At 69.2% G+C, this 19,180-nt stretch carries 18 protein-coding genes; 11 read left to right on the top strand and 7 right to left on the bottom strand.

Going from position 1 to position 19,180, the window contains the following annotated elements; translation table 11 throughout:
- Nucleotides 1–22 precede the first annotated feature (22 nt).
- Entirely contained in the window at nt 23–292 is a 270-nt protein-coding gene (locus HD600_RS11415) for a helix-turn-helix domain-containing protein (RefSeq protein WP_144795550.1), read from the top strand.
- Here the strand turns inward: HD600_RS11415 and HD600_RS11420 are convergent.
- Complete coding sequence (locus HD600_RS11420; protein ID WP_144795549.1) at nt 289–879, bottom strand: hypothetical protein; 591 nt, start codon at nt 877–879, stop codon at nt 289–291. The genes HD600_RS11415 and HD600_RS11420 overlap by 4 nt on opposite strands.
- Before the next feature lie 124 nt (nt 880–1,003).
- Here HD600_RS11420 and HD600_RS11425 point away from each other — a divergent pair, with 124 nt between their 5' ends.
- Nucleotides 1,004–1,390, top strand: a complete 387-nt coding sequence (locus HD600_RS11425; protein ID WP_144796027.1) for an Rv3235 family protein — start codon at nt 1,004–1,006, stop codon at nt 1,388–1,390.
- 28 nt (nt 1,391–1,418) lie between these two features.
- Nucleotides 1,419–2,897 (top strand): sensor histidine kinase, encoded by a 1,479-nt coding sequence (locus HD600_RS11430; RefSeq protein ID WP_144795548.1) that lies wholly within the window; start codon nt 1,419–1,421, stop codon nt 2,895–2,897.
- A gap of 52 nt (nt 2,898–2,949) precedes the next feature.
- On the opposite strand, the gene HD600_RS11435 is transcribed toward HD600_RS11430, so the two are convergent.
- The gene (locus tag HD600_RS11435) at nt 2,950–3,198 is read right to left on the bottom strand and encodes a WhiB family transcriptional regulator (RefSeq protein WP_017203224.1); all 249 of its coding nucleotides are present in this window, start codon (nt 3,196–3,198) and stop codon (nt 2,950–2,952) included.
- Between the two features lie 210 nt (nt 3,199–3,408).
- Here HD600_RS11435 and HD600_RS11440 point away from each other — a divergent pair, with 210 nt between their 5' ends.
- Complete coding sequence (locus HD600_RS11440) at nt 3,409–3,795, top strand: hypothetical protein (protein ID WP_144795547.1); 387 nt, start codon at nt 3,409–3,411, stop codon at nt 3,793–3,795.
- A gap of 53 nt (nt 3,796–3,848) precedes the next feature.
- Here HD600_RS11440 and HD600_RS11445 read toward each other — a convergent pair whose 3' ends face one another.
- Nucleotides 3,849–5,264 (bottom strand): aminotransferase-like domain-containing protein, encoded by a 1,416-nt coding sequence (locus tag HD600_RS11445; protein ID WP_184283773.1) that lies wholly within the window; start codon nt 5,262–5,264, stop codon nt 3,849–3,851.
- On the opposite strand from HD600_RS11445, the gene HD600_RS11450 reads away from it, so the two are divergent.
- Nucleotides 5,263–6,240, top strand: coding sequence for a DMT family transporter (locus tag HD600_RS11450; RefSeq protein WP_184283774.1), 978 nt, complete (start codon nt 5,263–5,265; stop codon nt 6,238–6,240). The genes HD600_RS11445 and HD600_RS11450 overlap by 2 nt on opposite strands.
- On the opposite strand, the gene bcp is transcribed toward HD600_RS11450, so the two are convergent.
- From bcp to aroA, 3 genes are read right to left on the bottom strand one after another with little or no spacing between them, the layout of a single operon-like run.
- Nucleotides 6,185–6,658 (bottom strand): thioredoxin-dependent thiol peroxidase, encoded by a 474-nt coding sequence (gene bcp, locus HD600_RS11455; RefSeq protein ID WP_144795545.1) that lies wholly within the window; start codon nt 6,656–6,658, stop codon nt 6,185–6,187. The genes HD600_RS11450 and bcp overlap by 56 nt on opposite strands.
- Nucleotides 6,659–6,668: 10 nt before the next feature.
- The gene (rsgA, locus tag HD600_RS11460) at nt 6,669–7,739 is read right to left on the bottom strand and encodes a ribosome small subunit-dependent GTPase A (RefSeq protein WP_184283775.1); all 1,071 of its coding nucleotides are present in this window, start codon (nt 7,737–7,739) and stop codon (nt 6,669–6,671) included.
- Nucleotides 7,736–9,070 carry a 3-phosphoshikimate 1-carboxyvinyltransferase gene (gene aroA / locus HD600_RS11465; protein WP_144795543.1) on the bottom strand — a complete coding sequence of 445 codons (1,335 nt, stop codon included), beginning with the start codon at nt 9,068–9,070 and terminating at the stop codon, nt 7,736–7,738. Before aroA ends, rsgA begins: the two co-directional genes overlap by 4 nt.
- Before the next feature lie 49 nt (nt 9,071–9,119).
- Between aroA and HD600_RS11470 the strand changes: the two genes are divergently transcribed.
- From HD600_RS11470 to HD600_RS11480, 3 genes are read left to right on the top strand one after another with little or no spacing between them, the layout of a single operon-like run.
- Entirely contained in the window at nt 9,120–9,782 is a 663-nt protein-coding gene (locus HD600_RS11470) for a sigma-70 family RNA polymerase sigma factor (protein ID WP_144795542.1), read from the top strand.
- Entirely contained in the window at nt 9,779–10,024 is a 246-nt protein-coding gene (locus HD600_RS11475; protein WP_144795541.1) for a zf-HC2 domain-containing protein, read from the top strand. The genes HD600_RS11470 and HD600_RS11475 overlap by 4 nt, the downstream gene beginning before the upstream one ends.
- Before the next feature lie 32 nt (nt 10,025–10,056).
- A complete protein-coding gene (locus tag HD600_RS11480; protein ID WP_184283776.1) occupies nt 10,057–11,349 on the top strand; it encodes a GNAT family N-acetyltransferase in 1,293 nt (430 codons plus the stop codon).
- Between the two features lie 19 nt (nt 11,350–11,368).
- Here HD600_RS11480 and HD600_RS11485 read toward each other — a convergent pair whose 3' ends face one another.
- The gene (locus HD600_RS11485; protein WP_144795539.1) at nt 11,369–15,055 is read right to left on the bottom strand and encodes a multifunctional oxoglutarate decarboxylase/oxoglutarate dehydrogenase thiamine pyrophosphate-binding subunit/dihydrolipoyllysine-residue succinyltransferase subunit; all 3,687 of its coding nucleotides are present in this window, start codon (nt 15,053–15,055) and stop codon (nt 11,369–11,371) included.
- A 155-nt stretch (nt 15,056–15,210) separates the two neighbouring features.
- On the opposite strand from HD600_RS11485, the gene guaB1 reads away from it, so the two are divergent.
- The 3 genes from guaB1 to HD600_RS11500 all read left to right on the top strand — a co-directional run bounded on the left by guaB1 (nt 15,211) and on the right by HD600_RS11500 (nt 19,178).
- Nucleotides 15,211–16,665, top strand: coding sequence for a GMP reductase (gene guaB1, locus HD600_RS11490; RefSeq protein WP_184283777.1), 1,455 nt, complete (start codon nt 15,211–15,213; stop codon nt 16,663–16,665).
- Nucleotides 16,666–16,800: 135 nt separating this feature from the next.
- Complete coding sequence (locus tag HD600_RS11495) at nt 16,801–18,120, top strand: hemolysin family protein (protein ID WP_144795537.1); 1,320 nt, start codon at nt 16,801–16,803, stop codon at nt 18,118–18,120.
- The gene (locus HD600_RS11500; protein ID WP_144795536.1) at nt 18,117–19,178 is read left to right on the top strand and encodes a hemolysin family protein; all 1,062 of its coding nucleotides are present in this window, start codon (nt 18,117–18,119) and stop codon (nt 19,176–19,178) included. The genes HD600_RS11495 and HD600_RS11500 overlap by 4 nt, the downstream gene beginning before the upstream one ends.
- Nucleotides 19,179–19,180 lie beyond the last annotated feature (2 nt).

Raw genomic sequence — 19,180 nt, forward strand, 5'->3', positions numbered from 1 at the left:
CGGTGCAGGCCACAATGGGTGCATGCCCGATTCGTCCGCACCTGCCCCTCGCTTCCTCGCGCCCGCGCAGGTGGCCGAGTTGCTCGGCATCGAGGTCGACGAGGTCATCGCGCTGGTCACGGCCGGTCGTCTGCGCGGCGCGCAGCTCGGCTCGCCGGCGCGCTGGCGGGTGGAGGAGACGAGCATCGGGGATTACCTCGACGAGCAGACGGAGGAGGCGCGGCGGATGGCCCTGTGGCGTCAGGCCGATGCGGCGAGCTTTCCCGAGGTGTGGGGCCCCCAGCGTTCCTAGAGCACCCCGCTCGCGGTTCGGACCCACAACAGTGCGTTCAGGGGCACCATGCGGAACGCCTGAACGGCGGCGGCGCGTCGTGCCTCTCCTGCGTCGTGCAGCGCGAGGTCGAAATGGTCCTCGCCGGCTCTGTCGACCGTGCCGTGCATCCGCTCGCCGTCGGTCAGGGCGACGCGCAGCGCGAGCCGTCGACGGGCGAAGTCGCGCAGCAGGAAACCGATCGACATCCGATCCCGCACGCCGTCTGCCGGCAGGGGGACATCGGCCAGGGTGTCCAGCAGGGCACCGTGGTGGGTCTCGACGCCGGTGAGCGCCGCGACCGGCGTGATCAGGGCCTGGGAGGACTCGGGCATCTCGAGGGCCAACCAGTCGGCGCCGACGGCACGCAGGCGACCCGCATGACGTTCGCCACCCGCGAGACGGATCGCGATCGGTGCGTCATCGCGCTGAAGGAGACGGAGTCGCGTCAGCAGCGGCAGACGTGAGATGCGCAGCCGCTCCGACTCGGCATCGAGGGCGGCGCGCTCCGCCTCCCACTCCGCGGCGAGCTGACCTTCGAGGTCCTCGAAAAGGCGATCCCAGTGCACAGGACAGAGCGTACGGGAGCGCTGCGGGCTCGATACGGGTTATCCACATCTTCTGCCGGACACCCGACGCGCGCGCCCGCCGTCGTGGTCTACTGGCCGTCTTCGCAGACCGAGAGTGACGATGATGACGCTTCACGAGTATTTCGCACCGCAGCCGACGCCCGCCTCCGAGCTTCCGGATCCCGCTCCATTGCTGCGAAGTCTCACCCAGGGAGTGCTCGAAGTCTTCGCCGGCGTGCGCGAACTCGACCAGTTGGCGCGCTGGTTCAGCGAGGAGGCCTTCCGCAAGCTCGGCGCGCGTGCCAATCTCTCCGCCCGCGCCCGCAGTGCGCGCGGCACGGCGCCGGTCCGTCCGGTGTTCGAGGTGCTCTCCATCCGCGAGTCGATGCCGGCGGACGGGGTCGTCGAGGCGGTCGTCGTCGTCGCGGGTCCTGGGCGTACGAGGGCCGTGGCGGTTCGCCTGGAAGGGCTTGATCGGCGATGGCGCGCGACGTCGTTCGCGGTGCTGTGATGGTCTCGCGGCTGACTAGTCTTGAAGAGTGTCAACCCTCAGTGATCTCGTCCACGCCCAGGGCCGCCTGAACGACGAAGACGTCGAATGGCTCCATCGACTCGCCAGCGACGGTCAGCTGCTGGCCGACCTCTCCTCTGCGGACATCGTCCTGTGGGTCGCGACCGACGACGGATCGTTCATCGCCGTCGCTCACGCGCGCCCCAGCGGCGCCGCGACGCTTTTCTACCGCGACATCGTCGGCGAGCGGGTCCGCCCGCAATGGCGCACACAGGTGCAGGGGGCCTTCGAGTCCGGTGAGATCGTCGATTCCTCGTCCCCCGACTGGTTCGAGGAGACGCCGACGCGCGTGCGCGCCGTGCCGATCGTCCGGTCGGAGGGCGGTCGCGCCACCCCGGTGATCGGGGTGCTGACCCGGCACACGAACCTCGGTGAGGCGCGGACGCCGTCCCGCCAGCAGATCACGTTCGACGAGTGCGCGAACGACCTGTTCCGCATGGTCTCGTCGGGGGAGTTCCCCGATCTGACGGCGCCGACGTCGCCGCGCCGCGGGGCACCGCGCGCCTCCGACGGACTGATCCGCATCGACGTCGACGGCATCAGCACGTTCGCCAGCCCGAACGCGCTCTCGGCGTTCAACCGGATGGGATTCGACGACGAACTGGAGGGGGAGTCCCTCGCCGAGGTGACCACGCGGATCCTCCCCGCCACGCGGCAGGTCGACGAGTCACTGCCGGTCGTCGTGACGGGCAGGGCGCCGTGGCGCACCGACATCGAAGCGCGAGGCGTGACGGTGTCGCTGCGCGCCATCCCGCTGAAGGATCACGGCACCCGCATCGGCGCGATCATCCTGTGCCGCGACGTCACCGAGCTGCGTCATCAGGAGCAGGAGCTCATCACGAAGGACGCGACGATCCGCGAGATCCACCATCGGGTGAAGAACAATCTCCAGACCGTCGCCTCGCTGCTGCGCATCCAGGCGCGCCGTACCCACTCGGACGAGGCGCGGGATGCTCTGACACAGGCCATGCGCCGCGTGGACGCGATCGCCGTCGTGCACGACACCCTGGCGCAGGGGCTCACGCAGAAGGTCGACTTCGATGAGGTGTTCCACCGCGTCCTCAAGCTCGTCGCAGAGGTCGCATCCGCGCCCAACACCAGGGCGCGCACACAGTCGACCGGTCGGTTCGGCGTTCTGCCCAGCGAGTACGCCACGCCTCTCGCCCTCGCATTGACCGAGGTCGTCACCAACGCCGTCGAGCATGGGCTCGCGGGCAAGGAGGGCACCGTCACGATCGACGCCACGCGTACGGACGACAACCTGCATGTCTCCGTGCGCGACTCCGGACACGGGCTCCCGGAGGGCCGTGTCGGTCAGGGGTTGGGTACGCAGATCATCCGCACCCTGATCCAGGGCGAGCTCGGCGGCAGCATCGAGTGGCACGGGAGCGAGGGGGAGGGCACGGAAGTGGCCATCGACGTCCCCCTGCGCTGGCTCAACAGCTGAGGCTCAGGTCACAATGGCGGCGCGGCATCCGAGCGGGTGCCGCGCCGCAGTGTCAGGAGGCGCGGCGTGCACGTGCGGCGCGGCGCTTGAGCGCGCGGCGCTCGTCTTCGGAAAGACCGCCCCAGACTCCGGAGTCCTGGCTGGTCTCGAGGGCGTACTGCAGGCAGATCTCGGTCACCGTGCAGGTGGCGCAGACGGTCTTGGCCTTCTCGATCTGATCGACGGCGGGTCCCGTGTTCCCGACAGGGAAGAACAGTTCGGGGTCGACGGTCAGGCAGGCGGCTTTGTCGCGCCAATCCATGGGGGCTCCTCGGTGTGGATGATCAATGAGTGTTCGCTGTGCGAAGACTCGAGTACGAGCGACGATGTCGGGGGTTTCGACGCCAATCAGTAGTGCGAGCGGATGCTCGCCCCACGCCGCTGTGGGAGCACATGACTGTTAACATTGTGTTACAGCCAAGGCGGGAAATCAAGGATTTTCTGCCTCCAGATCCCATATTCAGGAGACTCTGTGCGTTCATCCGCTCTCGCCCTGACTGCTGCGGCGGTGCTCGCTCTCGAAGGCGCGGCGCTCATGGTCTTCGTCGTCATCGATCTCGTCGGACTCCTGGCGGGCGAGGCGGCTTCGCTGCCCACTGCGATCGCCCTCACCGTGCTCACTCTCATCGGGGTCGTCGCCCTCTTCGCATTCGCCGCGGGCACGGCGCGAGGGCACACCTGGGCGCGCTCCGGCGGGGTCGTCCTCCAGGTGCTCGCGCTGGCCCTGGCGCTGGCCTCGCTGACCGTGCAACCCGTGGTGTGGGCGTTCGCGCTGGGCGTCGGGGTGCCGGCGCTGGCGGGCCTCGTGCTGCTCATCGCGAGCGCACGCCGCGACCCCCGGGGACGCGGCGCCGAGTGATGCAGGCCTGACGGCGGCCGCACGGAAAACCGGCGGCGTGGACGCCCGCGCGATCATCGTGACCCCTGCTCAGCCAGCGCATCGGCGAGAAGGATCGCCGCGCGCTCGTAGGCGGCCGGGTCGGGGCCGGCGAAGTTGAGTCGGAGGTAGCGCCCGGTGGCCTCGCCCGGGAACCATTCGCCGCCGCCGGCGATCGCAAGCCCTCTCGTCTCCGCGTCCTGCACGAGTCGGTCGATGTCGGTGTCATCCGGCATCCGCACCCAGAGGTTGAGACCGCCGGGCGGAATCGAGGTGATGGTCGCCTCCGGCACGTGGGCGCGGATGGCGTCGGCGAGGAGATCCCGCCGGGCTCGCAGCTGTCTGCGCACGGCGCGTCGATGCGTCTCCCATCCCGGTTGCGTGAGGACGTCGAGGGCGGCCGCCTGCAGCACACCGCTGACGTACATCGACTGCGCCTGGAGTTCGGCCATGAGCCGGTGCCGCACGGGACCGCGTGCGATCACGGCGGCCACTCGGATCGCTGGCGAGACGCTCTTCGTCAGCGAGCGGAGGTACACGACGTGTCCGCCGTCGTCCTGCGCAGCGAGCGGTGAGGACGCGGTCGTGATCGCGAAGTCGTGCGCCCAGTCGTCCTCGATGAGGAACGCGCGGTTGCCACGGACGATCTCGAGGACGTCGCGCCCGGTCGAGGCGCTCCACTGCGCACCTGTCGGGTTGGCGAAGTTCGGCTGCGCGTAGAAACCGCGCGCACTCGTTTCGGCGAATGCCCTCCGTAGCGCGTCGAGGTCCGGTCCGTCAGGGCCGGAGGGGACGGGGACCAGTGTCACCCCGACCTGACGGGCGGCGAGGATGGCGCCCCAGTACGTGGGGGACTCGATGAGGACAGTCCTGTTCGGTCCCACGGTGCTGCGGAAGATCGCTCCGAGGCCGAGCTGGCTGCCGGGGAGGATGATCACGTCCTGAGGAGAAGGGGCGGCGAAGCGCGCCGGAGTCTGCGTCGCGAGCTCCGATGCGAACCAGGCGCGCAACCCCGGGGACCCTGCGGGGTCGGTCCGCTCCAATGCGGCATCGCTGCGTCCGGCTCTCGCGAGCGCTGAACGCAGAAGGCGCTCCGGGAGCAGGTCGCGCTCGGGGTAGCCCGAGTGCAGGCGGATCGTGTCGGGGTGTACGGTGCGCATGGCGGTCGACGTCTCCGCCGAGAGCTGCCCGGATGCCCCGAGCGCCCCGGTCTGCCAGGAGAAGTCGCGCGGACGGATGTGCGGCGTCGCGCTGACGAAGGCTCCGACGCCGGGTCTCATCTCGATGACGCCCTGGGCCACGAGCTCTCGCAGCGCGGCCTGGACAGTCACCGGGCTCGCACTGTGGCGCGCGGTGAGCTCGCGCGTGGAGGGCAGCCGTGCGCCCGGCGACGCCGACGCGATCCAGGCCTCCAGATCGTCCCGGATGCGACGACTGCTACTGTGACTCATGAAGCTCAACAGTAGCGCTATCGCCGGCCACGACACAGCGGTACTCCCGCCCCTCCGAGGGGTCACGTGGGGTCTCCTCGGCGTCCTCGCCTTCTCCCTCACGGTTCCCCTCACGCGGGTCGCCGTCGGGGCGGGGAACCTGTCACCGCTGTTCGTCGGCAGCGCACGCGCCGTGATCGCGGCGCTCGTCGCCGGTGCGGCATTGATGATCGCCCGATCGCCGCGCCCGCGGGGTCGTCAGTGGGGCAGTATCGCGATCGTGGCGATCGGTGCGGTGGTCGGCTTTCCGTTGCTGACGTCGTTCGCCCTCACGCAGACACCCGCCGCTCACGGAGCGGTCGTGATCGCGCTTCTCCCTGCCGCGACCGCGGTGGTGTCTGTGGTGCGCACGGGGGCGCGTCCGTCCGCGGCCTTCTGGTGGGCGGCAGCAGCCGGTGCGGTGGCGGCGGTGGCGTTCGCCGCCGTGTCGGCGGGCGGCGTCGGTGCGCTGCAGCCTGCCGACGGTCTGCTCTTCGGGGCAGTGCTCGTCTGCGCGCTGGCCTATGCCGAGGGCGGTGTGGTCTCGAGAGACCTCGGGGCATGGCAGACCATCTCTTGGGCTCTCGTGATCGCCGCGCCCCTGATGGCGGCACTGTCCGTCGGCGCCATCCTCGCGCAGCCGCCGAAGGGGACCGCCGTGGAATGGCTCAGCTTCGCCTACCTGGGCGTCGTGAGCATGTTCCTCGGCTTCGTGGCGTGGTACCGCGGCCTCGCGCTCGGACCGATCGCCCAGATCAGTCAGGTGCAGCTCGTCCAACCGGTGCTGAGCATCGGATGGGCCGCATTGCTTCTCCGGGAGGAGATCACGATACTGACGCTGGTGGGCGGTCTGGCCGTCGTCGCCTGCGCTCTGCTCGCCGTGCGGACCCGTGGCCCTGCGGTCAGGCGTCGATCCCGAGCGTCTTCCGCAACCGGGCGACGTGTCCCGTCGCCTTGACGTTGTAGAGCGCCTGGGTGATCGTGCCGTCCTCGTCGAGCACGAACGTCGACCGGATCACGCCCTCGACCACCTTGCCGTAGTTCATCTTCTCGCCCCACACCCCGTAGGCCGTGTGCACGGCGTGATCGGGGTCGCTCAGCAGCGGGAAGGTGAGACCGTCGCGGTCGCGGAACTCGGCGAGCTTCGCCGGCTCGTCCCGAGACACTCCGACGACGCGGTAGCCCGCACCCTGCAGCGACGCGATGCTGTCACGGAAGTCGCATGCCTGCGTGGTGCAGCCCGGCGTCATCGCGGCGGGGTAGAAGTACAGGATCGTCTTCTGGCCGCGCAGATCCTTCAGGGCGACGGTGTCGCCGTCCTGGTCGAGCAGGGAGAAGTCGGGAGCGGGCGTTCCGGGTTCCAAGCGCTGAGTCACGATCCCCAGCCTACTTGTCCGCGTGCTTCTCGGCCTTGTCGGCGAATGTCTGCAGCAGGCGCTGGAGCGAGTCGAGGCGCGCCAGCTCTGCCGGGTTGAGCTCGCCGTGCTCCGCCGCCTCGATCAACGCGCAGTCGGGCGCATCGGCCAGATGTGTGCAGCCACGCGGACACGCCTCTGCGATCTCGGCGAGCTCCGTGAACGCGCCGAGGATGTGCGCGGGGTCGACGTGGCCGAGCCCGAACGATCGCACGCCGGGGGTGTCGATGACCCAGCCGGCGCCGTCGGCGTTCTCATAACGGAGCGACACGGTGGACGAGGAGGTGTGGCGACCGCGCCCCGTGACCTGGTTGACGTGACCTGTGGCGCGATCGGCCGTCGGCACGAGCGCGTTGACGAGGGTCGACTTGCCGACGCCGGAGTGCCCGACGAAGACCGTGGAGTGGCCGATGAGGTCGGCGCCGATCTCGTCGACGGGCATCTCACCGCGAGCGCTGGTGAACACCCGCAGGTCCAGACCGTCGAAATGCGAGAGGAAGGGTGCCGGAACGGCGAGGTCGGTCTTGGTGACCACGAGAAGAGGGCGGATGCCGGCATCGAGGGCGGCCACGAGGTAGCGATCGACCAGCCGAGGGCGGGGTTCCGGATCGGCGGCCGCGACGACGATGAGCATCTGATCGGCGTTGGCGACGATCACCCGCTCGACCTGATCCGTGTCATCGGCGCTTCGCCGCAGCAGGGAGGTGCGCTCGACGATACCGACGATGCGGGCCAGTGTGCCCTCCGTGCCAGAGGTGTCGCCGACGACGCGCGCACGGTCACCGGTGACGATGGGGGTGCGACGCAGCTCACGGGCGCGCGTGGTCGTGATGATCCGCTCGTCGGCCGTTCCCTCGTCCATCATCACGGTGTAGCGGCCGCGATCGACCCCGAGCACCAGGCCGATCTCGGCGTCCTCGTGGGCGGGGCGGCGCTTGGTGCGCGGTCGGTTCGCCTTCGGGTTCGGTCGCTCGCGGATGCTGCTCTCGTCGAAGTCCTCGTACTGGTCGTCGAGGTCGTCGTCCGGATCCAGCCAGCTCACGCGGACGCGCCCTCCGGTGCGGCCAGCATCCGCTCCCACAGCAGCGTGAACTCCGGCAGCGTCTTCGCGGTCGTGCCGATGTCGTCGACCTGCACATCGGGGACACGCAACCCGATCAGCGCACCCGTCGTCGCGATCCGGTGATCGTGATGCGCCTTCCAGTCGCCGCCGTGCAGCGGTCGGGGGATGACGCGCAACCCGTCGGACAGCTCTTCGACCTCTCCGCCGAGCGCGGTGAGGTTGCCGATCAGCGCGGCGATGCGATCGGTCTCGTGCATGCGGATGTGTCCGATACCGCGGATGGTCGTCGGCCCGTCGGCGAAGGCCGCGAGCCCGACGATGGTCGGGGTGAGCTCACTGGCGGCGGACAGGTCGAGCTCGAGGCCACGGATGCCGTCTCCGGCGCGCGCCGTCATGATGCCGCTGTGCCGGCCCACGTGGGCGCCCATCGCCTGCAGGATCTCCGGAAGGAGCGCACCGGGTTGGGTGGAGTGCAGCGGCCATCCGGTCACGGACACCTCGCCGCCGGTGATCATCGCCGCAGCGAGGAACGGGGCGGCGTTGGAGAGATCGGGTTCGATCGCGATCTCCTTGGCCCGTGGCACGCCGCTCTCGACCAGCCACTCGCCGGGTGCCGGCCGCTCGATGCGGATGCCGCGCCGGCTCAGCGACTCGATGGTCATGTCGATGTGCGGAAGGCTCGGCAGATGCTCGCCGGTGTGCACGAGGTGCAGCCCCACGTCGAACCGCGGAGCGGCCAGGAGCAGCCCGGACACGAACTGACTCGATGCCGAGGCATCGATCTCGATCCGCCCGCCTCGGATGCGGCCGTGACCGCGGATCGTGAACGGCAGCGACCACGTGCCCTCGTCGTCGATGTCGACGCCGAGGTCGCGCAGCGCCGTGATCATGGCGCCCATCGGCCGGTGCAGGGCGCTCTCGTGCGCCGTCAGATGCACGTCGGCGGCGGCGAGGCCGGCCAGCGGGGCGATGAAGCGCATGACGGTGCCCGCCTGACCGCAGTCGATGGTCGTGTCGCCGCGCAGAGCGGCGGGGGTGACGACGAGATCCGGGCCGAACTCGCCGGCGCCGTCGACCTCTTCGATGCCGGTGCCCAGCGCGCGCAGCGCCTCGACCATGCGGCGGGAGTCGTCGGAGTGCAGCGGTGCGATCAGTCGACCCGGTCCATCAGCGATCGCGGCGATCATGAGCTCGCGATTGGTGAGGGACTTCGAGCCGGGGATCGTCACCGAGGCGCGCACGGCGCGCTCGGCCACGGGGGCCGTGTATGCGCCCCCGGCGGGAGAAGGGGAATACGTCGTGTCGCTCATCGGTTCCAACCTTAGTGAATGGCCTGGACAACGCTGAGGAGGACAGAGGATGATCGCGACGCTGGAGCGCCGGATCGACGACCTTGTCGGCCTAGACTGGCCGGTGATGGATGACACGACCCCCGAAGATGTCGAAGGCCTCGCGCAGCGCGAGTTCGAGGAACAGGCGATCCCCTTCATGGATCAGCTGTACGCCGCCGCCATGCGCATGACGCGCAATCCGGCCGACGCCGCCGACCTCGTCCAGGAGACCTTCGTGAAGGCGTTCGCGTCCTGGTCGTCGTTCACCCAGGGGACGAACCTCAAGGCCTGGCTGTACCGCATCCTGACCAACACCTACATCAACATCTACCGCAAGAAGCAGCGCGAGCCCTTCCAGGGCACGATCGACGAGCTCGAGGACTGGCAGATGGGCGGTGCGGAATCGACCACCGCCACCCACAGCCGTTCGGCGGAGGCCGAGGCGATCGACCGCATGCCGGCATCCGTCGTCAAGGATGCGCTGCAGGAACTTCCGGAGGACTTCCGGTTGGCGGTGTACCTCGCCGATGTCGAGGGTTTCGCCTACCAGGAGATCGCCGACATCATGAAGACCCCCATCGGCACCGTGATGAGCCGTCTGCACCGTGGCAGACGGATGCTGCGGGAGCTGCTGGCAGATTATGCCGCGGAGCGAGGAATCGCCGCGGCCGGCACGAGGAGCACGAAATGACCGATTGCGGTTGCGACAAGGCCCGTCAGGACCTGGAGGAATACCTGCGCAACGAGGTGTGCAAGACCGAGCACGCTGCGATCCGCGAACACCTGGAGAACTGCCCGTCCTGCCAGGGTGAGGCGCTCGTCGCCAGCACCTTGACCGAGGTCGTGGCGCGCGCATGCAAGGAGAGCGCACCGGAGGAGCTCCGCGACCAGGTGCTCGCCAAGCTCCGCGCCGCTCAGGCCGCCGCCCACTGAACCGGCGTCCGGTCCTCCCATAGGCTGGGACGATGACCGACGCAACGCAGATCCCCGTCGATTCCGTCTCCGCCGAGGCGCTGGAACGCCAAGGCCTCACCTACCGACTCGTCGACACCTCGTCCGAGGACGACGCGAACGCGTTCATCCGCGCCGACGCCAGAGGGTTCCTCGACGCGGAGCCGGCAGACGACGTGCTGGCGGTGGACCGCGCCGGCATCGCCGAGCGTCGCAACATCGGGGTCTTCCCCGCCGATGCCGCCCGCGGCGCCCTGCCGGTGGCCACGGTGAACTCCTGGGTCACGCCGCTGACGGTCCCCGGGGGCGAGGTGGACATGTGGGCCATCAGTTCCGTGACCGTCTCGGGTACGCACCGCCGTCGAGGTGTCGCACGAGCGCTGCTCGAGGGCGAGCTGCGTGCGGCGGCATCCGCCGGCGTCCCCGTCGCCGGGCTCACCGCCTCGGAGGCGACCATCTACGGCCGTTACGGTTTCGCCCCTGCGGTGCCCGTCGCCCGCATGACCATCGACACACGACGCGCGGGATGGGCCGCGACGGCACCCGCGGGGCGCATCGAGTACGTCGAGAAGGAAGCGCTGAAGACCTCCCTGGCCGCTGTGCACGAGGTCGAGCGCACCCAGCGCGCCGGTCAGGTCGCCGGCTGGGACCTCCGATGGGGACGGATGGCGGCGGTGGCCGCCGGTAACCCTTCGGCGGCGAAGGTGCGCGGAGTGCGCTACCTCGACGAGCACGGCAAGGTGCGCGGGGTCATGGTCTACACCCTCGAGGACGTCCCAGGCGCCTTCCGCTCCGCAATGAACATCTCCCTGCTGACGACCGTGACCCAGGACGCCCTGACGGCGCTGTGGGGCTTCGCACTGCAGCACGATCTCGTCGACAAGGTGACCGCCGACCTTCGACCGATCGACGATCCGCTGCCGTGGCTCGTCACGGATCGTCGGGGTGTCGAGGTCGTCGTGCACGACCACGGCTGGCTGCGCATCCTCGACGTCCCCGCCGCGTTCGGCGGACGGACGTACCGCGCGCCGCTGGACGTCGTGCTCCGGGTCGAGGACACCCTCGGCTTCGCCGACGGGACGTGGCGGATCACGGTGCCGGACGGCCGAGCATCGGTCACGCCTTCGCAGACGGAGACGGCGGATGCAGCCCTCGACGTCAGCACGCTCTCTGCGCTCTACGTCGGGGGAGTCAGCGCGGCACAGCTGCGTGCGGCAGGGCGACTGGACGCCAGCGCTGAGGTGGCGGCATCCATCGATGACGCCTTCCGGGCGACGTCGGCGCCCGCCCTCGGCATCTGGTACTGAGGACGGGCGCCGCTGTCGATCAGGACAGCGTCAGAGCGCGGCTCAGCAGGTCCGCCTGCTGGGCCGCGTGCACCTTCGACGAACCGGTCGCGGGCGACGCGGATGCCGCACGGGCGATGACGGTGACGCCCCGGTCGCGGACCTTGTCGAACTCCAGTGCGAGGAACGGCCACGCGCCCTGGTTCTCCGGCTCGTCCTGGACCCAGAACAGCTCGGCGTTCGGGTACGACGCCGCGATCTTCTTCAGGGAGTCCATCGGCGTCGGGTAGAGCTGCTCGAGACGCACGAGGGCGATCTGCGGGTTCGGGTTCTTGTCGAGCTCGTTGCGCAGATCCCAGTGGATCTTGCCCGAGTGGATGAGGACGCGGGTGACCGCATCGCGGTCCAGGCCGCGGTTGTCATCCACGATCGGCTCGAACTTGCCCTGGGTGAAGTCCTCGACGCTGCTGGTCGCACCGCGCAGGCGCAGCATGGCCTTCGGCGTGAAGACGATGAGGGGCTTGCGGGGGCGTGCGTATGCCTGACGGCGCAGCAGGTGGAAGTACGACGCCGGCGTCGACGGGCGCGCGACGATCATGTTGTCCTGCGCGCACAGCTGCAGGAAACGCTCGATGCGTGCCGAGGAGTGGTCCGGTCCCTGACCCTCGTAGCCGTGGGGGAGCAGGAGCGTCACACCCGACTGCTGTCCCCACTTCTGCTCGGCGGACGAGACGTACTCGTCGATGACGGCCTGCGCGGTGTTCGCGAAGTCGCCGAACTGCGCCTCCCAGAGCACGAGTGCCTCCGGCGCCTCCACGGAATAGCCGTACTCGTACCCCATCGCGGCGTACTCGCTCAGCAGCGAGTCGTAGACGAAGAACCGGCCCTGCTTCTCGGAGAGGTTCGACAGCGGCAGCCACTCCTGGCCGTTGGTCCGGTCGTGCATCACGGCGTGCCGCTGCACGAACGTCCCGCGGCGGGAGTCCTGTCCAGCCAGACGCACCGTCGTGCCCTCTGCGAGCAGAGAACCGAAGGCGAGCAGCTCGCCGAAGCCCCAGTCGATTCCGCCGTTGCGGGTCATCTCCACGCGCTTGTCCAGCAGCTGCTGGATCTTCGGGTGGACCGAGAAGCCCTCCGGCTTGTTCGCGAACGCCTCGCCGATGAGGGCGATGACCTCGGAGGAGACTCCGGTGACGTCCGGCTCGCCGACGATCTCATCGACCGGCGAGAGGTCAGGGGCGATCGGCGTCGCACCCGTCTCGGCCGCATGCGTCTCGGCGAACGCGACCTCGAGCCGGCTCTGGAAGTCGTCCTTCGCCTGCTCGTACTCCTCTTCGGTGATGTCGCCGCGGCCGACGAGCGCCTCGGTGTAGAGCTTGCGCACCGAGCGCTTCGCCTGGATGAGGTCCGTCATCAGTGGCTGGGTCATCGAGGGGTCGTCGCCCTCGTTGTGGCCACGGCGGCGGTAGCAGACGAGATCGATGACGACGTCGCGGTGGAACCGCTCGCGGTACTCGAACGCGAGCTGGGCGACGTGGATCACCGACTCGGGGTCATCGCCGTTCACGTGGAACACCGGCGCCTGGATGGTCTTCGCGACGTCCGTGGCGTACACGGAGGTGCGGGCGTCGGTCGGGGTGGTCGTGAAGCCCACCTGGTTGTTGACGACGACGTGGACCGTACCACCGGTGCGGTATCCCCGCAGCTGGGACATCTGCATGGTCTCCACCACGACGCCCTGGCCGGCGAAGGCGGCGTCACCGTGGACGAGGATCGGCAGCCAGGAGAAGGTGCCGATGGGCTTGCGGTCCTGCTTCGCGCGGACGATGCCCTCGAGCACTCCGTCGACCGTCTCCAGGTGCGAGGGGTTCGCCGCGAGGTACACCGGCAGCTCGGAGCCGTCGTCGGCGACGAAGGTGCCCTCGGTGCCGAGGTGGTACTTGACGTCACCGGAGCCGCGCTCGTTGCCGGGCATCTGGGTGCCCTCGAACTCGCGGAACACCTGTCCGTAGGTCTTGCCGGCGATGTTGGTGAGCACGTTGAGGCGACCGCGGTGGGCCATGCCGATGGCGGCTCCGTCGAGTCCGCTCGTCGCGGCGCCCTGCAGGATCTCGTCCAGCAGCGGGATGAGGGACTCGCCGCCCTCGAGCGAGAAGCGCTTCTGCCCGACGAACTTCGTCTGCAGGAAGGTCTCGAAGGCCTCGGCCTCGTTGAGCTTGCGGAGGACGCGCAGTTGCTCGTCGTGCCCCGGCTTCTGGTACTTGACCTCGAGCTTCTCCTGGAACCAGCGGCGCTGCTCGGGGTCCTGGATGTGCATGTACTCGATACCGAGCGTGCGGCAGTACGAGTCGCGCAGCACACCGAGGATGTCGCGCAGCTTCATGACCCGCTTGCCGCCGAACCCGCCGGTGACGAACTCGCGGTCGAGATCCCAGAAGGTCAGGCCGTGGCTCTCGATCTCGAGGTCGGGGTGCGAGCGCTGGACGTACTCCAGCGGGTCGATGTCGGCCATCAGGTGACCGCGGACGCGGTACGAGTTGATGAGCTCCTGAACCCTGGACTGCTTGTCGACGCGCTCTGCGAGGTCGACGGCGATGTCCGGGTTCCAGCGGATGGGCGCGTACGGGATGCGGAGGGCGGCGAAGACCTCGTCGTAGAAGCCGCGCTGACCGATGAGCAGCTCGTGGACCTTCTTGAGGAACTCGCCGGAGCCGGCGCCCTGGATGACACGGTGGTCGTAGGTGCTGGTGAGGGTGATGGTCTTCCCGATGCCGAGTTCGGCGAGCGTCTTCGGGCTCGCGCCCTGGAACTCCGCCGGGTACTCGAGAGCGCCGGCGCCGATGATGGCGCCCTGGCCCTTCATCAGACGGGGCACGGAGTGCACGGTGCCGATGCCGCCGGGGTTCGTCAGCGACACCGTGGTGCCGGCGAAGTCGGCCGCCGTCAGCTTGTTCCCTCGTGCACGTGTGACGAGGTCCTCGTATGCGGAGAGGTACTCCGTGAACGACAGCGTGTCGGCCCGCTTGATGCTCGGGACCATCAGCGCGCGCGTGCCGTCCGGCTTGGGCAGATCGATCGCGATGCCGAAGTTCACATGCGCCGGGGCCACCACGGAGGGCTTGCCGTCGATCTCGGCGTAGAAGACGTTCTGGCTGGGGAACTCCTTCAGCGTCTGGATCAGGGCCCAGCCGATGAGGTGCGTGAAGCTCACCTTGCCGCCGCGCGAGCGCGACATGTGGTTGTTGATGACGATGCGGTTGTCGATCAGGAGCTTCGCGGGGATCGTCCGGACGCTCGTGGCGGTGGGGACCGAGAGGGACTGGTCCATGTTCGCCGCGAGGGTCTTCGTCATGCCGCGCAGCGGGGTGACCTTGTCCTCGTCGGCCGCTTCGCTCTCGGCGTTGGAGTCCTTCGGCGTCGGCTTGGGCGCCTGTGCGGGGATGGGTGCCTGCTTGGCCGGCTTCGCCGTCGTCCTGGCCACCGGCTGCGTGCCGATCACCGGGACGGGTGCCGTGACGGGGTGCGCGTTACCCGCACTGCTCGCCGTGGGGGAGGCGGGAGCAGAGGTACCGGCATCCGGCGTGTACTTCTCGAGGATCGGCCACCACTCCTTGTCGACGGAATTGCGGTCGGTCTTGAACTGTTCGTACAGCTCCTCGACGAGCCACGAATTGGCTCCGAAATCCCCGTCGTCCGAACCCCCGACGCCGGCTACCTGGTTGGCCACTCGTTATCGCCCTCTTTCATCGCTGAAGCTGTGTTCGCACGCGAGTTCGGGAATCCCCGGGTCCGCGCATACTGACATCTAGCCTAACCTGTTCCACGACCTCCGCAGGCGACTGGACCCGCCCGAATCACGGCGCGAAAAGATACCGTTGGACCATGAAGTTCCTCAGCGAGCAGCCTGACGTGGATCTCACCTACTCCGACGTCTTCCTGGTGCCGCGTCGGTCCGGCATCTCGAGTCGTCTCGAGGTCGATCTCTCGCCCCAGGACGGCACAGGGGCGACCATCCCTCTCGTCGCCGCGAACATGAACTCGGTCACCGGTCCGCGGCTGGCGGCCGTCCTCGCCCGGCGCGGTGGACTGGGCATCCTCCCGCAGGACATGCCGCTTCAGGAGCTCGACGCCGCCATCCGCGCGGTCAAGGCGCAGCCGGTGTCCTGGGACACCCCACTGGTGCTCTCGCCGTCGGCCACCGTCGCCGACGCGCTCCGCCTCATCCCTCCGGTCGCCGGACACGGTTTCGTCGTGGCGAGCGGGAGCGGCCGGATCGAGGTGTCCGACATCCTCGGCGTCCTCCCGGCGACGCGGCTGGCGCGGGCGCTGCCCGACGCGCAGCTGGGCGACCTCGTCCACTCCGGCACCCCGGCGCTCGACGCAGAGGACGTCTCCGACGCCCGCGCCGCGTTCGACGTCATCACCGAGACGGGCGCGGACCTGGTCACCGTGGTCGACCACGGGCATCTCGTCGGGACGCTGAGCGCGCGCAGTGCCCTCCGTTCCACGCTCTACCGCCCCGCTGTCGACACCGATGGCCGACTGGCGGTCGGCGCGGCGATCGGCATCAACGGAGACGTCGCGGCGAAGGCCACTGCTCTCGCCGCCGCCGGTGTCGACGTCCTGGTGATCGACACCGCCCACGGACATCAGGAGGGGATGCTCCGTGCGCTCGCCGCGGTCGCCGCCCTGGACCTCGGCATCCCGCTCGTGGCGGGCAACATCGTCACGGCGGACGGTGTGACCGATCTCGTCGACGCCGGAGCCTCCATCCTCAAGGTCGGCGTCGGGCCCGGGGCCATGTGCACGACCCGGATGATGACCGCTGTCGGGCGACCGCAGTTCTCGGCGGTGCTGGAGACCGCGGAGGCGGCGAGCGCCGCCGGAGCGCACGTGTGGGCCGATGGGGGCGTCCGCTACCCCCGTGATGTGGCGCTCGCCCTCGCCGCCGGTGCCGCCTCGGTCATGATCGGGTCCTGGTTCGCCGGCACGGTGGAGGCACCGGGAGAACTGCACACGGATCCGGACGGTCGCGTCTTCAAGGAATCCTGGGGCATGGCGTCGACCAAGGCCGTGCAGGCGCGCTTCGGGCGACTGGACGCGTACGAACGCGCGCGCAAGGAGCTGTTCGCGGAGGGCATCTCGTCCTCGAAGATCTACCTCGATCCGCTGCGCCCTGGGCTCGAGGATCTGCTCGACATGATCACTTCGGGAGTGCGCTCGTCCTTCACGTACGCCGGTGCCGCCACTGTCGCGCAGTTCCACGAGCGGGCCCTCGTCGGCCGCCAGTCGGCTGCGGGGTATGAAGAGGGCAAGGCCCTGCCCGTGAGCTGGTGACCTGACGGCACTCTCAGCGAAAACAAGGACCTCGCCCCGCACGATTCGCTAGAATCTATCCACCATGGACGACCCTCCCAGTTGTAGTACATCGCCCCACCGCCCGCGCTTCCACTCCGAGGAGGGGAGCGTCTGATGGATTACGTCATGTTGGGCGTGGGGCTCCTGCTCACGGTGGGGACGGGGTTGTTCGTCGCCAGCGAGTTCGCGCTCGTCAACCTGGACCGCGCTGAACTCGAAGCCCGCCAGGCGCGAGGCGAGACCCGGTTGTCGCTGACGATCGGCGCGCTGAAGCACACCTCGACGCATCTGTCCTCCGCGCAGCTCGGCATCACGCTGACGACGCTGCTGACCGGTTACACGATGGAGCCGGCGCTGTCGAACCTGCTGAGCCCCGTGCTGACCTCGTGGGGGCTCGCAGAGGGCGCGGTGCGTCCGATCGCCACCGTCGTGGCGATGGTCGTCGCGACGGTGCTGTCGATGATCCTCGGCGAGCTCGTCCCCAAGAACTTCGCACTGGCGCTGCCCCGCGCGACGGCCAAGTTCGTCGTGCCCTTCCAGGTGGCGTTCACGACCGTGTTCCGCCCCGCCGTCCTGCTGCTCAACGGCAGTGCCAACGGGGTGCTGCGCTCCGTGGGGATCGAGCCCAAGGAGGAGCTCTCCGGCGCCAGAACGGCCGAGGAGCTCTCCTCCCTCGTCCGCCGCTCCGCCAGCGCCGGCGTCCTCGAGGCGGACACGGCCTCCCTCCTCGATCGCACACTGACCTTCTCCCGTCTGTCGGCGGACGACGTGATGACGCCGCGGCCGAGCATGCACGCCATCGCCGCCGGCGACTCCGCCGAGGACGTCATCCAGCTCGCCCGCCGCACCGGCCACAGCCGCTTCCCCGTCTTCGGGGAGGACCTCGACGACATCACGGGCGTCGTGCACCTGAAGGCTGCCGTGTCGGTGCCGCGCGAGCGTCGTGCCGAGGTTCCGGCCGGGGCCCTGGCCACCGACGCGCTGCGCGTCCCGGAGACGGTCCACCTGGACGTGCTGATCTCCGAGCTGCGCGCCAAGGGCTATCAGCTCGCGATCGTCGTGGACGAGTACGGCGGCACCGCCGGCATCGTCACCCTGGAGGACCTCGTGGAGGAGATCGTCGGGGAGGTCTCGGACGAGCACGACCGCAGCAGGGCGGGCATCGTGCGCGGCAAGGGATCCATCACCTTCCCCGGCGAGCTGCGACCCGACGAGCTGCGCAGCCGCGCGGGGGTCCTCGTCCCGGAGGGGGACGTCTACGACACCGTCGGCGGCTACATCATGAGCGTCCTCGAGCGGGTGCCGACCACCGGTGACGAGGTCACACTCGACTCCGGTGCGCTGCAGGTCGTCCGCATGGACGGCCGACGCATCGATCGGGTGAGGTACACCCCGTCCCCGGTGGATGCTCCGACCGAGGAGGTGACCCGATGAACGACTGGATGGGAATCGTCTGGCTCGTGATCCTGCTGGTCGCGAACGCGTTCTTCGTCGGTGCCGAGTTCGCCGTCATCTCCGCTCGGCGTTCGCAGATCGAACCACGCGCGGAGCAGGGCTCCCGTGCGGCGAAGACCGCGCTGTTCGCGATGGAGCACGCGACGCTCATGCTCGCGACCTCGCAGCTGGGCATCACGATCTGCTCGCTGCTGATCCTCAACGTCTCCGAACCCGCCATCCACCACCTGCTCGGCGTTCCGATGCACGCTCTCGGCTGGCCAGACGCGGTCGTCGACATCACCGGATTCGTCGTCGCGCTCGTCCTGGTGTCGTACCTGCACGTCGTGTTCGGCGAGATGGTGCCGAAGAACCTCGCGTTCTCGGTCCCTGACCGCGCCGTGCTGATCCTCGCCCCGCCGCTCGTGTGGGTGTCGAAGGTGTTCCACCCGGTGATCTGGGTGCTCAACGCCGCCGCCAACAGTGTGCTCCGGCTGTTCCGCGTCGAGCCGAAGAACGAGGCGGCGTCCACGTTCACGATCGACGAGGTGGCGACGATCGTCGACCAGTCCCGCAGGGAGGGTGTGCTGGCGGACACCTCCGGCGCCGTGGCCAAGGCTGTCGAGTTCACCGACAAGAAGGCGCGCGACGTGGCGGTCGCGCTCGGCGACCTGGTGACGCTGCCGCAGTCGACGACTCCGGACGACATCGAACGCGCCGTCGCCCGCTACGGATTCTCGCGGTACGTGATCGTCGACGACGATGGTGCCCCGGCGGGCTACGTCCACCTCAAGGACATCTTGCGTGCGGCGGAGGGTGAGGACGCGGCGGCCAAGACCGTCGTGCCGATCCCCGCCAAGCGCATCCACCACATGGTGCCGGTCCAGGAGGACACCGACCTCGAGGACGCCCTCGCGCTCATGCGGCGCGCCGGGCGCCACCTGGCGAGGGTGCGCGACGGACGAGGCGAGACCACGGCCGTGCTGTTCCTGGAGGACATCCTCGAAGAGCTCGTCGGCGAGGTGCAGGACGCCACGCGCCGCGTGCACGGACGGTAGGC

This window comes from Microbacterium ginsengiterrae (assembly GCF_014205075.1).
GTDB lineage: Bacteria > Actinomycetota > Actinomycetes > Actinomycetales > Microbacteriaceae > Microbacterium > Microbacterium ginsengiterrae.

What these genes read in the sequence shown, in the direction of transcription:
- HD600_RS11445 (WP_184283773.1), bottom strand. Translation starts at nt 5,264, where the DNA reads ATGAGTCACAGTAGCAGTCGTCGCATCCGGGACGATCTGGAGGCCTGG.
- HD600_RS11470 (WP_144795542.1), top strand. Translation starts at nt 9,120, where the DNA reads ATGATCGCGACGCTGGAGCGCCGGATCGACGACCTTGTCGGCCTAGAC.
- HD600_RS11495 (WP_144795537.1), top strand. Translation starts at nt 16,801, where the DNA reads ATGGATTACGTCATGTTGGGCGTGGGGCTCCTGCTCACGGTGGGGACG.
- aroA (WP_144795543.1), bottom strand. Translation starts at nt 9,070, where the DNA reads ATGAGCGACACGACGTATTCCCCTTCTCCCGCCGGGGGCGCATACACG.
- HD600_RS11435 (WP_017203224.1), bottom strand. Translation starts at nt 3,198, where the DNA reads ATGGATTGGCGCGACAAAGCCGCCTGCCTGACCGTCGACCCCGAACTG.
- guaB1 (WP_184283777.1), top strand. Translation starts at nt 15,211, where the DNA reads ATGAAGTTCCTCAGCGAGCAGCCTGACGTGGATCTCACCTACTCCGAC.
- HD600_RS11475 (WP_144795541.1), top strand. Translation starts at nt 9,779, where the DNA reads ATGACCGATTGCGGTTGCGACAAGGCCCGTCAGGACCTGGAGGAATAC.
- HD600_RS11480 (WP_184283776.1), top strand. Translation starts at nt 10,057, where the DNA reads ATGACCGACGCAACGCAGATCCCCGTCGATTCCGTCTCCGCCGAGGCG.
- HD600_RS11450 (WP_184283774.1), top strand. Translation starts at nt 5,263, where the DNA reads ATGAAGCTCAACAGTAGCGCTATCGCCGGCCACGACACAGCGGTACTC.
- HD600_RS11415 (WP_144795550.1), top strand. Translation starts at nt 23, where the DNA reads ATGCCCGATTCGTCCGCACCTGCCCCTCGCTTCCTCGCGCCCGCGCAG.
- HD600_RS11500 (WP_144795536.1), top strand. Translation starts at nt 18,117, where the DNA reads ATGAACGACTGGATGGGAATCGTCTGGCTCGTGATCCTGCTGGTCGCG.
- HD600_RS11425 (WP_144796027.1), top strand. Translation starts at nt 1,004, where the DNA reads ATGACGCTTCACGAGTATTTCGCACCGCAGCCGACGCCCGCCTCCGAG.